We start from the raw sequence: 12,430 nt of genomic DNA, 5'->3' as shown, positions 1-12,430 counted from the left end.
ACACCTGACATTGCTGTTTTTCTCCACACGGCAGAACCCATTCTCTCATTTGTCTCTCCCTTTTTTCAATTTGGTATCAAAGACCCCAAGGGCAAATTTGAGCCTCAAGCGTTTCTCTCAACCGATGTCAATGCCACAGCCAAGCAAATCCTGTTGTGGTTCCGTCAGCGGTGGCAAGTGGAAGTAACTTTTGAGGAAGTCCGTGCCCATTTAGGCGTCCAAACCCAACGACAATGGTCTGACTTAGCCATCTTACGAACGACTCCTGCCTTACTCGCCCTGTTCTCAATTGTTGTCTTACTAGCACATCAACTTCAGTCTCAAGTGCAGGTTTCACTGCCTCAATCTGCTTGGTATGACAAATCTCTGCCAACCTTCATCGATGCATTAGCTTTTGTTCGTCAACAGTTTTGGCAAACTCGACTTTTTCAGCCCTCTAGCCAAACAACCGATGTGGTAAAAATACCAAAAGCCTTGTTGGATTGCTGGTCTAGCCTCCTGTGCTACGCTGCTTGAATTGGATAAAGTCGAGCTAAAAAGTCATGATTAGGCAGATAAAAAAGGGTGAGCTACATTGCCCACCCACCTTAAAATCGCAGAAATAAAACACTTATTTGTTGGGCTGAGGCGTCATTCGCAAGTAGGGCTTCACTTCGGTTACCCCTTTCGGAAACTTCTCTCTTGCCGCATCAGTGGGGATCGATGGTACAACAACGACATCGCCCCCATCAGTCCAGTTTGCTGGAGTTGCAACGCCGTAGTTGTCGGTCAATTGCAGGGAGTCAATCACCCGTAGAATTTCCTCAAAGTTCCGCCCTGTGCTAGCAGGGTAGGTAAAGGTTAGACGAAGTTTTTTGTTGTTGTCGATGATGAACACCGATCGCACCGTCAAGGTATTATTGGCATTGGGGTGGATCATGTCATAGAGATCAGAAACTTGGCGATCTGGATCAGCCAAAATCGGATAATTTACACTACAGCTTTGGGTTTCGTTGATATCGCCAATCCAGCCTTTGTGAGATTCAGCCGAATCAACGCTGAGCGCGATCGTTTTCACATTGCGCTGATCAAATTCGGGCTTGAGCTTTGCTACTTGACCTAGCTCTGTGGTGCAAACGGGAGTGTAGTCTGCTGGATGCGAGAAGAGAACGACCCAGCTATCGCCAGCCCAGTCGTAGAAATTGATGGTTCCTTCAGAGGAGTCTTGCGTGAAGTTGGGAACGGTGTCGCCAAGTCGGAGAGCCATAACGTTCTTATTTTCCTTATCGATCGAGGATAGTTACTCAGTGATCATGCCATAAAACCCCAGTTTTCCGGTCGGGTTTTAGATCTTATTTATGATCTTAGCGAAAGGAGACCAAATATTTGAGTGTGAAATGTAACGTTGCGTTGAGCGAGGGCAAGATGGCTCAACCTTTGCAAGCTGAAAAATCTTCGTAAACCCTTGTACGCAAACGGCACAGAAGCTTTCCAGCCGTCTTACATTCTGTAATTTCTGACTGCGATGGGTCACCCTGTTGTTTACCCGCTTATAAATCGCGTTGCCAACCTTTACTCAGGGAGTGATCATTTAATATACGTAAATTAGTTGAAATTGCGGAGTCGAAAAGAGAGGGTCTTGAAGTTTAATCACATTGGCTTATATTACACTGCTTATGCCAATATAAAGTTCCTGTGAAGTGCCCATCTACCGTAGGCAGGATACTATCAGATTTAGACCCTCACAGAATCGAGATTCATGGACGCTAAAGCTTTTCTAACAGTTGATGAGGAAGCCCTTTCTCTAAGACAGTGCCTTCGTTATTTACAAACATCGGGTAAGCTGCAAGGCTTTCTGGGTGATATTTTGCGCCAGTATATTTTAGAGCATGAGCTAGAGAACCGCGAAGATCTCAACATTAACCCTGCGGTGATTGAGCAGGCAGTGATCGATTTTCGCCTCCAACAACAGCTTACCGATCCTAAAGTATTCCAGGAATGGCTGAATCGCAACGGTTTGGACTACACTACGTTTCACAACCAAATTTCATCTAACTTTAAAGTTGAGAAGCTTAAGCAAGTTGCCACCGAGCCTAAACTGCAAGAATATTTTATTGAACGTAAAGTTTTTCTTGACCGGGTCGTGTTGTCACGGATCATCGTTGAAAATCAGGAATTAGCTGAAGAACTCAAAATTCAGGTGCACGAGGGAGCTAGTTTTGAAGAACTGGCAAGGGAGCATTCGGTGGCTGACGATCGCATTGCAAATGGCATGATGGGACCGGTAAGCCGGGGAACGATGCCTGATAATGTTCGGGCGGAGATCGATTCTGCCAATGTGGGCGATTTGGTCGGCCCGCTTGAGATTGAGAATCGCTGGGCATTGTTTCGAGTGGAGCAAGTTTTGCCGGCATCGCTCGATAATGCCCAACTGAGCCAGATGTTGCGTAACGAGTTGTTTGATCGGTGGATGGGTGAAAAAATCCAAAAAATGACCGTCAAACTACAAGTTGGTGAAGACTAACCCAACGATGTTCCGACCCATTTGATCTCGATCGGTTTGATGATCTGCTGTCCCCCAGTTCTGAGTGTTAGATGCTTACAAATGACATTGCCGCGAATTTGCCGTGGGAAGCACCGCCCTTGTGTTTCCTCAGCCCTGATCAGCAAGTTCAATTTAAGACAAAAGCCGAGATCCGGCGATATCGGCTAGGGCAATTGCTGTGGTCAGAGGAAACGCCTGGTCTCCAGTTGATTGTGTTGAGTGGAAAGGTGCGGCTGATTTCTGAAGAGGAGCGGACGGTGTTGCTCAAGCCTGGAGAGTGGCTTGGTGAACTGCTGGAACTGCCGGGATGGAAGGCGCGGGCAGCGAGTAATGATGTGGTGGTAGTGCAGTGGAACGCAGACACATGGGCGGCATTGTCGTCGGCTGATATTGATCGGTTTTGGGCAATTCAGCGCGATCGCTATCAGCCCCAGACGGATGTCTCGCCCCAACCGGTCTCCGGATTTCCCTTTGTTTCGGGCATGAATCCAGGGGCAGCCTGTTTAACGATGGTGGCAAACCATTTGCAAAACCCGGCGCAGTTGGAGTGGGTGCAACGGCAGTTGACCGGGCAGCGCCCCACCCATCTGGTCGATGCGGCTGAAAAGCTGGGTCTACAGTTGCGGCGCATCGAATCGACCTGGCAAAATTTGAGGCTGCTCAATTTTCCGGTGCTGCTCCGGTGGGGAACGCCAAATGCTGAGCAGCATTGGGTGGTGGGATATGGCGTCAGAGGCGATCGCTTGATTATTGCTGATCCGATGAATCCGCTCATGACCTGTGAAGCAATTCACCGCTCTGCGGTGCAGCAGTCGTGGGACGGGGCCCTTTGGCAAGTCGAGACGGTTCAGAAGCAAGAGCGGTTTAACCTCGGTTGGTTTTTGCCAGCAGTCTGGAAGTATCGGGGGCTACTGGTTGAGGTTCTCGTTGCCTCAATCACGCTACAGATTGTGGGTTTGGCAACGCCGTTGATTACTCAAGTCGTCATCGATCGCGTCATGGTACAGGGCAGCATCTCGACGCTAGATGTCATGGCGTTCGCGCTGCTGGGCGTTGCCATTTTTGAAGCGGTTTTGGGTATTCTTCGCCTATTTATCTTCACGCACACGGCTCGGCGCTTGGATCTGAGCCTTTCGGCACAATTGTTTCGCCACTTGATGCGGTTACCTCTGGCGTATTTTGAGTCTCGCCGGGTGGGAGATACGGTAGCGCGAGTTCAAGAGCTAGAAAACATTCGCCAGTTTATGACTGGCACGGCGCTGACGGTTGTCCTAGACTCGATTTTCTCTGTTGTTTATTTAGCGTTGATGTTTTTCTACAGCATCCCACTGACTGCCGTAGCGCTGGCGGTGTTGCCGCTATACGCGGCGCTAACGCTCACCACCACGCCGATCTTACGGAACTGGCTCAACGAGACGTTTAACCGCAGTGCAGATAGTCAGTCGTTTCTGGTTGAGACGGTGACGGGGATTCACTCGGTCAAAGCTCATGCGGCAGAAAAAACCTCCCGCGATCGCTGGGAAGGATTGTTTGCTCGCTATATTCGCACCAGCTTTAAAGCGTCCACAACCTCTAATATCAGCAACAACTTGGGCGACTTTCTCACCAATTTTTCCTACCTGTTAATTCTCTGGGTCGGGGCGCATCAGGTGATTCAACAAAACCTGACGATTGGGCAGTTGGTCGCATTTCAGATGTTGTCTGGGCGGGTGACAGGTCCGTTGCTGAGGTTAGTTCAACTGTGGCAGAATTTGCAGCAGGTGTTGTTATCGGTTGATCGAATCGGCGACATTCTCAATGTTCCTCCCGAAGCCGAACCGGGATCAGGATTGGTGTTGCCACCACTTAAAGGGCAGGTAACGTTTGATCAGGTGTTCTTTCGATATAACCCGAACCAAGAACCCGTTTTAAAGGGAATTTCGTTTACTACTGAACCCGGAATGCTGGTTGGTGTGGTGGGTCGCAGCGGGTCGGGCAAGAGCACGCTCTCTAAACTCCTGCAACGGCTTTATCTCCCCGAAGCGGGGCGCATCTTGGTTGATGGCTTTGATGTCAAGAGTGTGGATTTGCACTCGTTGCGGAGTCAAATGGGGGTTGTGCTGCAAGAAGATCTGATCTTCAATGGCACGATCGTCGATAATATCAGTCTTGGACGCGCCGACATTAGCGCCGAAGAAGTCGTAGAAGCGGCGCGGTTGGCGGTTGCCCACGACTTTATCAGCGAACTGCCCCAAGGCTATGAAACCAACACGGGAGAACGGGGTACAGCACTTTCAGGGGGGCAACGGCAGCGCATTGCGCTAGCGCGGCTGTTTCTCTCTAATGCTCCTGTTTTGGTGTTAGATGAGGCAACAAGTGCGCTCGATAGTGAGACTGAACAGCAGGTGTTGCAAAATCTTCAGCACGTTGCCAGCGATCGCACCGTTTTTCTAATTGCTCACCGGTTTGCCCCGCTCAAAAAGGCAGATTTAATCTTGGTTATGGAAAAAGGGGTAATTGCTGAAAAAGGAACCCACGACCAACTGCTGCGATCGAAAGGTTTGTATTGGTCGCTCTATCAGCGTCAGCAAGCATCGGTCTAAGTTAGGTCATGCCACGTAGGATGGCTCGGAGGTCTTGAAGTCCCGTTTTGGCAGTATGAAGCGGGACTTCAAACCTCTCCAACGCAGTGCTAAGCGCTAATTGTCGCCTTATACATCGACTCTCGCACACTCACCACCGCCGCCACCAATTTATCCATTTCTTCGCGCGTGTGCAGCGAATTAACCGTCATGCGGATTCTGGGCTTCGCAATAAACCAGATGGGAGAAACCCAAATGCCGTACGTGGTCAACAGTTCCTGAGCAAACTCTTTGGGATTGATTTCGGCAGGCAACATGACCGGGACAACATTTGTCTCCCCAATGGTCTCAAATCCCTGAGCCATCAGCCGCGATCGCAGATACTTTGTATTCTCCTGCAAGCGCGTCACCAGTTCAGGATGCTCTTGCACCGTCCGAAGGCTCTGCAACGCTGCCGCTGCCAAAGGAGGCGCAAGAGAGCACGTTCCGATCGAGGTGGGTGAGCAGTTGAGTAATGGCTTGAGTTCGGCAGCCGGAGAACTGATCGCCGCCCCGACCGATGCCCCAAATTTAGAAAACGTCGTCATGATCAGCGGCACAATCCCTTTGTCGATCGCGGCTTGAGGCGTTAGCCCATAATGCTCGTAAATGCCCCGCCCCGTCGCCCCGATCGCGCCACTGGCATGGGCTTCATCCATCAGCAGCACACTGTCGGGATAGGGAGACATCACCTCGATCATCTCAGGCAGAGGCGCAAGATCGCCGTCCATGGAAAACACCGCATCCGAGACGACCATGATCCGGTCTCCCTCTTTGACGTAACGCTTTAACTTTCGCGCCAAATCTTCTACATCGCAATGACGATAGGCTTTGACCCGGACTTGAGGGCTATAGCCAAACAACTTGCCCGATCGCGTGCCTGCATTCGCCAAAGCAGACACAATGCAGCCATGATTGAGCACATCGGTCATGATCAGCGTTTCACGGGTATGCTCAAAGCCCGGAACCGGAATTGCTAGATGGCAAAACGCATCCATCAGCGCTTGCATCGCCATCCACGCATTCAGGAAAAGCTGAGTATGGGGCAGATGCTTAAACCGCGAAACCTCTTCTTCTAGCTGGCGATGAATATCGATGCGACCGCTCAGCACCGAGGTTGAACTGGTCGAGGTGCCATATTGCAGAATGGCCGCGATCGCGGCTTGTTTGACCGACTCGTTTTGCGTTAGCCCTAACACATCATTGGTGCAAAAGGTGATAACGGTGTGCCGTTTCCCCGTTTCTGCGTCTTCGATCTCGACAATGTTTCCTTGACGAGTGTGGCAAATGTATTCATCAGGCTCTAGCCCGCTGTCATACCAACGCCGCACGTACTCCTTAACAACTTGCACAGTTTACTCCTCTCACCTGTTTGACGATCGCAATTCCGTAGAATGCTGCACTTTACGCATCTGACTCACCAGTATATTTATCTAATGCAAAATTTTGCCATTTTGCATCTTAAAGACACTGCCTCATAATCGATCGGGATAAATGGTTTTTTGGGATGAATAACAGCTTATCAGGGGGATGGGGAATGAGGGATAGGGGATGGGCAGTTTTTAAATTGCAAAAGCGACAGGCTGACCGAATCAGTCTTGCCCGTCGCTGATGATTAGTCATGGGTTGCTCATTCTTTTAGAGTTCGGCAACGGCTCGTTCTATAAGACGCCGCGCTAAGGTTTGCGTTCCCGTATGGGTATAGTATTTCACGGAAACGTCTAGGAATGCACCTACGTAGTCGAGTTTATCGGCAGAGATTTGGATAAATTGGCTGACGTGATTGACGACGCCTTGTTGAGTGAGGTTACGAGAGCTAACAAAGTCGCCCATCCAGCCTTTTACCGAATCAAAGCTTTGGGTAATAAAGCCAAGCTGCCCCGCCGGATTGCCGCCAGGAATCAGGTCACTAACGCCCTTAAAGGTTTGGTTTTTTTGCAGTTCTTCGGGCGAGGTTTGGGTGATGCTTGCCATCCCTTTCTCGATAAAGCCACCGCCTAGAGGGATCAGACCGTCGTAGCACACGAGGGCTGCCATTCGCATCAAAGACTCGCCGCCATAGTCTCCTAGTGCCGCGAGAAAGTCTCCGATACTGTCTCCGGGAATGCCGTTGATTTGGCAGAAAGCGACCAATTCAACCACGAGTTTAACAGCAAGATCAAGGCTTTGGGCTTTTTCTGGTTTGGGAGTGAGGTTGCCCAAAAAGCCTAGAAACGAGATGTCTTGCCCAAGTTTGTTTGCCATTGCGGCGGCACCGAGTGCCCCTGAGGCACTATCGACGGTGTTGTAAAGCCACATGGCGCGCTGATAGCCTTGAGATTTGTCGTTGTAAAGGTAAACCGCCCGTTCCCCGATCGCTTGGATCATGGCTTCGTCGGTTTCACCCGTAACGGCGCGAATCGTGTTGGTGAAGCCCGTCAAGTTTTGCCATTGCCCTGGCACAACGAAATCGAGGGCATTGAGGGCTTTGACGGTCATTCCGCCCGTGGGGAGTTCGTCCACCAGTTCGTAAATTGTTTTGCTCATGGCAATTCCCTATAAAATGTCTTCACTATTTTGGTTTGCACTATCAATTAGTAACAATTAGTGAGAGTGGAAGCGAGGGTGAGGCGTGATAAAAGAACGGAGTCTAGATCAGCGCCAAAAGTGCTCTAGCTATCGAGTCTTGCCAATCCTTTAAGATCAAACTTAGAAATCCATTGTTCGCGCTGGGCTTGGCTAAAGTCGGGGTCACGCGAGAGGACTTTCACTTGATATTTGCCAACCAAGACTCCTGTTTGGGTGTTGCCCATGGTCATGGCGGGGTAGCCTGCGATCGTTTCGGTGCTGTTCTCATATTTGGCGGCGGCGGCGGGGAGGCTGCTGGTATCGGAAATCGAGAGTTTGGCGAGTTCTTTGCCATCTTTTTTGAGAGAGGCTTCGCTAAACCCTTTCTTTTCTTGGGTGTAGACTCGCTCGTAGCCTGCGCCGGGTTTTGGAAAGAACTTGTTAAACTGGCTGCCCTGGGTCGCATCTTTAGCAACGGCGGTGACGCCTCGCTGAGTGCTATCTTGCTGGGCTTGGGCAAAGCGATCGGGCGCTTTTGCCTGACAGCCTGTGATGAATAGAACCACGGTCAACAAAAGGGCGACGAGGCTTCGCTGCCAGGGTTTCAAAAGGGTTGGTGCTGGGTTTCTCATGGCGGTTTGGTCAGAGAGAATGGGTAATTGATGAAGACGACGATCTGATATATACCAAACTTCCTTGCCAACGCGACTGGCTGAGGAGAGATTTTTCGGCGCGATCGCAGGGAAAGCGTCTGCAAGTCGAGATCGGTTGATGGTGTAAGGTTTACGGTTTGTACGGTCTTTTTGTACTGTAATGCGATCGCACCCCGAAAAGAAACCTATTTTGCAATCAGAGAAGAAATGTGTGATCTCCGTTATGCCTGTCCATGGGTGGCATCTTGGAGCCGTTTGGGTTCTTCCCCAGGGTGCCGCAGATAGCGTTCGTACTGGCGCACAATCAAGCGTTGCACCGCTACGATCGCGGGATTGACTTCTACATAGCGGCGTTCAGGATTTTTAAGATAGTGTCTCTGTTCACTCTCAATCATCTCAATATCTTGGTTGAGAAATCGCATAAATAGCAAATGTAGAATCGCAGGCTGTAATATGGGGCGCAATGGTTTGAGCAGCCATTTTGGAACACGGACCTTTAAAAAAAACAACGCGAAGGATCGGCTTTCTGTCTTGCTAATCGGCATTCGCATTAGATAAAGAGATGAAACGCCTTCGAGAGTGCTGGTGTAGTGAGGATAACGATAACAAATTGAAATGGTTCTAGTCGTAACATCACCGTCTTCACTTAAGCCTAAAAACTTGGTAATGGCTCCTTTGTAGGAAACGTTGTAGGCAGCACTGACGGAGTTTTCTGTCTCTTGGAGCTTCAGCAATACGGGGTCAAACCAGCCTTGAAGATTTTGATGCAAATAGCCGTGAAACACATCCATCGTGTTTTCATTGCAAATGGAAAAGTGAGCGTTAAAGTGAGCCGTGATCGGCACCATCAGCCAGTCTGGCTTGTCGTATTCTAGAATTTCAGGAATGAGTTCAAGGTCTGCCAAGGCGGGGTCGCCTGGAAAAATCCATAGAATGCCATATCGTTCTTGTACTGGATAGCTCCTCATGCGGGCGCAAGGCAACTTTTGATCCGAGTTCCAATAGGGAATATTGATACACTCGCCGTTGCCGTCAAATTCCCAGCCGTGATATCCACAAGCGATCGCGTCTCCCTGCACTTTGCCCTTATCCATCGCTACGCCTTTGTGAGGGCAGGCATTCTCAACCGCTTGCACGCGATTTTTGCTGTCTCGAAACAGCGCAATGCCAACGGGATCACCGTCGCTATGGGGTGGCTCCCATAGGGTGACAGGCAAAATCTGTTGAGGCTTAAGATCGGTTGCCCAGGCGACGGCATACCAGTAGTTTGGGTTGATTCCTACTTCTCGCACCGCATTGCGGACGGTTTGACCCGTTAGCGTCGTCGCTAGTTCCATTTCTCTCTTCTCCTTGCTTGGTCTGAATCATAGCAAAATTAGGCAGAGAGGGTATAGGAGCCGATTTAGAGCGATTTTCAGATGAAGAAACCACGGTCGTTGTGGGTGGATGGGTGGATGGGTGGATGGGTGGATGGGTGGATGGGTGGATGGGTGGATGGGTGGATGGGTGGATGGGTAGATGGGTAGATGGGTAGGCGTGTGACTCAAGCTAGTGAGAACGACTGTAATACCCAATTAATCTGTAAATGCTACAGATGTGCGACCTCCCCCAACCCCGCCTCAGTAAAGTGGGGAGCCGGAAAGTCCCTCCTGACCCAGGGGGATGCCGTCGGCAGGGGGGTCGAGGATCTGTCGCAGTGAAAAATCAATTGGGTATAACACGGCTCTGTTGATTTAGTCAGGAAATCTGCAACGCTATCCGTCCTTTCTGCAATTCGACCTTTCTGCAATCTGATCGCAAAGCCTGGTATATTTTTGCTTATTTACGGATGGAGTGAAATTGCGCCATGAACTCTCCTAATCCTGTTCATGTGATTCCGGTTTCGACTGCCCAACACCAGGAGATCTTTCTAGATGTGCCAGCGCGAGTTTATGCTGGCGATCCAAACTGGGTAGCACCGTTGCGGAGCGATACGATCAAAGAGTTTTCGCCCGAATATCCCTTTCGGCAGTATGGAGAGCTTCAGCAATTTATTGCGGTGAAAGATGGCGAGGGGGTGGGTCGAATTGTGGCGATGGTGAACCAGCGATTGATTGAGCGTGAGCAAACCAATGTCGGGCTGTTTGGGTTTTTTGAATGCATTAACGACGTTGCGATCGCATCTGCTTTGTTCAAATCTGCCTGCGATTGGTTGCGCGATCGTGCCCTGACCAGCGTGCGAGGACCAATTAATTTTTCAACTCAAAACTCTTGCTTTTTTCTGATTGATGGCTTCGACTCGCCGCCCATGGTGATGATGCCTTACAACCCGGCGTATTACCTAAACTTTATGGGGCAGGACGGCTGGCAAAAAGCAAAAGATGCTTACGCTTATCACCTGCCGCTCGACAAGCCGCTATCTCCTGAATTTGAGAAAGGCTACAACATTGCTTGTAAATCGGGGGTGACGTTTCGCAAAATTCGCACTAAGGGAGACGACTTTACCCAAGATGCGATCGCGATCTATCAGCTTTACACCAAGGCATTTGCCGAAAATTGGAGTTCGACACCCCGAACGCAAGATGAATTTTTAGAGCAAGCCAAATCGCTGCAAAGCTTGGTTGATCCAGATACGTTTTGGATCGCTGAATACAATGGTGAAATGATCGGCGTGTTCATGAGTTTGCCGGACTACAATATTGCCCTAAAACATGTGAATGGCAAACTGAACTGGTTAGGCATTCTCAAGTTTTTGTGGTATCGTCGCCAGATCGATCAAGGTCGTGTGTTTGCGATCGCGGCGCTTCCCGAATTTCGGCGTAAATTAGTTCCGTTGGGACTGATTTATTTAGGCTTGCAAGGTGCAGTTCAAAAAGGCAAACCCTACAAACAAGCAGAATTATCTTGGATTTACGAAGATAACGCCCCGTCCCGAAAATTGATTGAGGCATCAGGGGGCATCATCTACAAAACCTACCGGATTTACGAGAAATTGTTGTAATCTAGCAAAATTGTTCTGCAAGTTGGTCTATCAAAATTGGTCTACAACCTCAGAGCACTTGATTGAACGCTGCTCGTTAACTACTAGCCTTGAACTCTACGATCGCAACTCCACAGCAACTATGAAGGCATTGGTCACAGGGGCAAACGGTTTCACCGGATCGCATTTAGTCAAAGCCTTGCTAAAGCGCGGCGATTCGGTTGTGGGCATTGTTCGCCAATCTAGCGATCGCGCTCGTCTGGCTGGCTGTTCCCTTGATCTGGTCTACAGCGATATCGCCGATGCGTCGCAGCCGGGAGCCAGTCGCGCTGCCCTGCATCAAGCCATGGCAGGGGTCGATGTGGTCTTTCACACGGCTGCCTACGTCGAGCTTGGGCTGGTCAATGCTGCCAAAATGGAACGAGTCAACGTTGAGGGAACGCGCGCCGTTCTAGATGCCGCGCAGGCAGCAGGCGTTTCTAAACTGGTGTATTGCAGCACGATCGGCATTTTTGGAGATACCCAAGGGAGAACCATCGACGAAACGTTTCAACGAGAACAAACTAGTTTTTCCTCTGCCTACGATCGCACCAAATATGCCGCCCAACAGTTGGTCGATCGTGCCGCCGCCACAGGGTTTCCCGTCGTCAGCGTGCTGCCTTCGGGCATCTTTGGCAGCGACGATCCGCACTTCAAACCCGTGTTAGATTCCTTTCTCAAGGGTCGCTTAAAACTTTGGGCGGGGGGCGGCAGAATTACCGGAATCGTGCATGTAGATGACCTGGCAGAGGCGATGATTTTGGCGGCAGAGCGCGGCAGATCGGGAGACTATTACATCATCTCGGCAGGGGATCTTTCGACCCGTGAAATGTTCGAGATTTTTAGCCAAGAAACCCAGATTCCGCCTCCTCGTGACGCCCCCGAACCTCTCGTTCGCGTGGTTGCCTCGGTGCTTGATCGGGTGGGTCGCACCTTCGCTTGGCAGCCGCCGATCGACAACGAACGAGTGCATTATGTCTACGATCGCTGTGTCCGAGTTGATGCTAAGAAAGCTCGGCAAGAGCTAGGTTGGACGCCGCGATCGCCCGAAGAAACGCTGCGAAGTTTGGTTCGCCCTTTGGCAAAACGCGCCTGATCGGATGTCGCA

9 protein-coding genes and 1 pseudogene are annotated in these 12,430 nt (G+C 50.3%); 5 read left to right on the top strand and 5 right to left on the bottom strand.

Annotation, left to right across the window (positions count from 1 at the left end; genetic code table 11):
- Positions 1-516 (top strand): annotated as a pseudogene (locus GS601_RS07350) (hypothetical protein); the annotation flags it as partial.
- A gap of 94 nt (positions 517-610) precedes the next feature.
- Here the strand turns inward: GS601_RS07350 and GS601_RS07345 are convergent.
- A complete protein-coding gene (locus GS601_RS07345; RefSeq protein ID WP_162422613.1) occupies positions 611-1,246 on the bottom strand; it encodes a peroxiredoxin in 636 nt (211 codons plus the stop codon).
- Between the two features lie 492 nt (positions 1,247-1,738).
- Between GS601_RS07345 and GS601_RS07340 the strand changes: the two genes are divergently transcribed.
- On the top strand, positions 1,739-2,503 hold the full coding sequence (locus GS601_RS07340; protein ID WP_162422612.1) for a foldase protein PrsA: 765 nt from the start codon (positions 1,739-1,741) through the stop codon (positions 2,501-2,503).
- Between the two features lie 71 nt (positions 2,504-2,574).
- Positions 2,575-5,106: a type I secretion system permease/ATPase gene (locus GS601_RS07335; RefSeq protein WP_162422611.1), complete on the top strand. Its 2,532-nt coding sequence runs from the start codon at positions 2,575-2,577 to the stop codon at positions 5,104-5,106.
- 89 nt (positions 5,107-5,195) lie between these two features.
- Here GS601_RS07335 and GS601_RS07330 read toward each other — a convergent pair whose 3' ends face one another.
- From GS601_RS07330 to GS601_RS07315, 4 genes are all read right to left on the bottom strand, one after another.
- Positions 5,196-6,476, bottom strand: a complete 1,281-nt coding sequence (locus tag GS601_RS07330) for an aminotransferase class I/II-fold pyridoxal phosphate-dependent enzyme (protein ID WP_162422610.1) — start codon at positions 6,474-6,476, stop codon at positions 5,196-5,198.
- 286 nt (positions 6,477-6,762) lie between these two features.
- Positions 6,763-7,650, bottom strand: a complete 888-nt coding sequence (locus GS601_RS07325; protein WP_162422609.1) for a hypothetical protein — start codon at positions 7,648-7,650, stop codon at positions 6,763-6,765.
- 125 nt (positions 7,651-7,775) lie between these two features.
- Positions 7,776-8,303 carry a hypothetical protein gene (locus tag GS601_RS07320; RefSeq protein ID WP_162422608.1) on the bottom strand — a complete coding sequence of 176 codons (528 nt, stop codon included), beginning with the start codon at positions 8,301-8,303 and terminating at the stop codon, positions 7,776-7,778.
- Between the two features lie 242 nt (positions 8,304-8,545).
- On the bottom strand, positions 8,546-9,661 hold the full coding sequence (locus GS601_RS07315) for an aromatic ring-hydroxylating dioxygenase subunit alpha (protein WP_162422607.1): 1,116 nt from the start codon (positions 9,659-9,661) through the stop codon (positions 8,546-8,548).
- A 509-nt stretch (positions 9,662-10,170) separates the two neighbouring features.
- Here GS601_RS07315 and GS601_RS07310 point away from each other — a divergent pair.
- Positions 10,171-11,304, top strand: coding sequence for a GNAT family N-acetyltransferase (locus GS601_RS07310; protein WP_162422606.1), 1,134 nt, complete (start codon positions 10,171-10,173; stop codon positions 11,302-11,304).
- A 58-nt stretch (positions 11,305-11,362) separates the two neighbouring features.
- Positions 11,363-12,418 (top strand): NAD-dependent epimerase/dehydratase family protein, encoded by a 1,056-nt coding sequence (locus tag GS601_RS07305; protein WP_238393133.1) that lies wholly within the window; start codon positions 11,363-11,365, stop codon positions 12,416-12,418.
- Positions 12,419-12,430: the final 12 nt, after the last annotated feature.

The sequence above is a fragment of the Myxacorys almedinensis A genome (assembly GCF_010091945.1).
Lineage (GTDB): Bacteria > Cyanobacteriota > Cyanobacteriia > Leptolyngbyales > Leptolyngbyaceae > Myxacorys > Myxacorys almedinensis.
Note: the sequence above shows the minus strand (reverse complement) of the source record. Positions and strands in the feature narration are given on the sequence as shown.

Excerpts from the sequence above, each read along its gene's own strand:
- GS601_RS07345 (WP_162422613.1), bottom strand. The coding sequence starts at position 1,246 with ATGGCTCTCCGACTTGGCGACACCGTTCCCAACTTCACGCAAGACTCC.
- GS601_RS07340 (WP_162422612.1), top strand. The coding sequence starts at position 1,739 with ATGGACGCTAAAGCTTTTCTAACAGTTGATGAGGAAGCCCTTTCTCTA.
- GS601_RS07335 (WP_162422611.1), top strand. The coding sequence starts at position 2,575 with ATGCTTACAAATGACATTGCCGCGAATTTGCCGTGGGAAGCACCGCCC.
- GS601_RS07325 (WP_162422609.1), bottom strand. The coding sequence starts at position 7,650 with ATGAGCAAAACAATTTACGAACTGGTGGACGAACTCCCCACGGGCGGA.
- GS601_RS07320 (WP_162422608.1), bottom strand. The coding sequence starts at position 8,303 with ATGAGAAACCCAGCACCAACCCTTTTGAAACCCTGGCAGCGAAGCCTC.
- GS601_RS07315 (WP_162422607.1), bottom strand. The coding sequence starts at position 9,661 with ATGGAACTAGCGACGACGCTAACGGGTCAAACCGTCCGCAATGCGGTG.
- GS601_RS07310 (WP_162422606.1), top strand. The coding sequence starts at position 10,171 with ATGAACTCTCCTAATCCTGTTCATGTGATTCCGGTTTCGACTGCCCAA.